Genomic DNA, 1,226 nt, shown 5'->3' on the forward strand with positions numbered 1-1,226 from the left:
TGTAACTGTGACCACGGAATCGTTGTCTGTGTACCCTGCAGGGCCGAAGACGTCTAGTTCAATATCTCCAGTCGCTTCGACACCAGGCACATCATTTCCGTTGAGGACGGCAGCACCTGCGCCGTTCGTCGTGGCATCAACATATGCCCGTGCACCATTCCGATGGTGACTCAAATAGACGTCTGCGTTCGGAACCGGTGTTCCATCCTGGTCTACGACAGTTACGTTGAGAAGCGATCCATTCGGGATTTCTCTGGTCCCAAGGTCTTCGCCCGTACTCGGTGTGACCTCACCGAGCGCGTAGAAGTCGACAAACCCGTCACGCGGGAAATTCGCTTCTGCAGAGAGTGAGTCATTGTTCTGCTGAAACTTGACTTGGTACGTCTCGTTGGTTGTTACCCCAATCTCGACTGCACCTGTGTCGTTTGTAGAACTAGAGAGGTACTCTGAGCGACTTGATGCGGTGACATCCCAACCGCTAGCGGCTGTTCCATCAGCATAATTCAACTGCCCAGAAATGGTCATATTGCCGTTCGAAGTTGCCCCACCAACGATGCCGACCGGGAATAGTGACCCGATCATCAACATGGTGAGTAGCACTGCTCGAAGCTGCTTACTACCCATACATTTCGTATCTCAATACACTATGATAGTTGTTGTCATTCACTTGGTTAGACGTTCACCGGCCCAGCCCAACGAACAGATGCTGGATATCAACGATATTGAGTTGACCATCTTGAGTGAAATCAAATCTACCGGCATTGTCTTGAGCCACCGATCCATCACGGTTCGCGAATAGTGCTTGGACATCTGAGACAGTCACGTTCCCGTCGTGGTTAATGTCCTCGAACAACCCATCGCCATCCAAATCTGCAGGTGGATTAGGTAGCTCGCCGAGTGGCGAGCGCATCGAGATGCTCATTCCTGTTCCTTCTTTTAATTGGACTATGGATGGACCGGTGATAGTCAACAACCCCGGGTCGGGTGACCCGGGGCTTGTCAGTGTTCTCGGCGTCTAACTCGGTACTGAGTACGGGATGAATCCCCGATTCGGCCTCACTGTCCCTGACTTCAGGGCAAGTTGACTGTTACCCGTCCGCCGTGAGTCGTTTAGCCCACGACGGACAAACCGCCACCCAATGTTCTTCGCCGCATTATAATCTGCGTGAAGCGTTTTTCCGCACTTCGTACACTCGAAGTGCGACTGCTCCGGTCGATTCCCACGG

Annotated in this window: 2 protein-coding genes and 1 pseudogene; all 3 read right to left on the bottom strand. The window is 52.6% G+C overall.

What is annotated here, in order from left to right; genetic code table 11:
• Window positions 1-624 (bottom strand): annotated as a pseudogene (locus AUR66_RS09980) (hypothetical protein); the annotation flags it as partial.
• A gap of 55 nt (window positions 625-679) precedes the next feature.
• Window positions 680-922 (bottom strand): hypothetical protein, encoded by a 243-nt coding sequence (locus tag AUR66_RS09985; RefSeq protein ID WP_058572287.1) that lies wholly within the window; start codon window positions 920-922, stop codon window positions 680-682.
• Window positions 923-1,015: 93 nt separating this feature from the next.
• Window positions 1,016-1,226, bottom strand: a 211-nt coding sequence (locus tag AUR66_RS20530) for a zinc ribbon domain-containing protein (RefSeq protein ID WP_157533055.1), incomplete at its 5' end; no start/stop codon positions are given.

Origin of the sequence: Haloferax profundi (assembly GCF_001469865.1) — an archaeon.
Lineage (GTDB): Archaea > Halobacteriota > Halobacteria > Halobacteriales > Haloferacaceae > Haloferax > Haloferax profundi.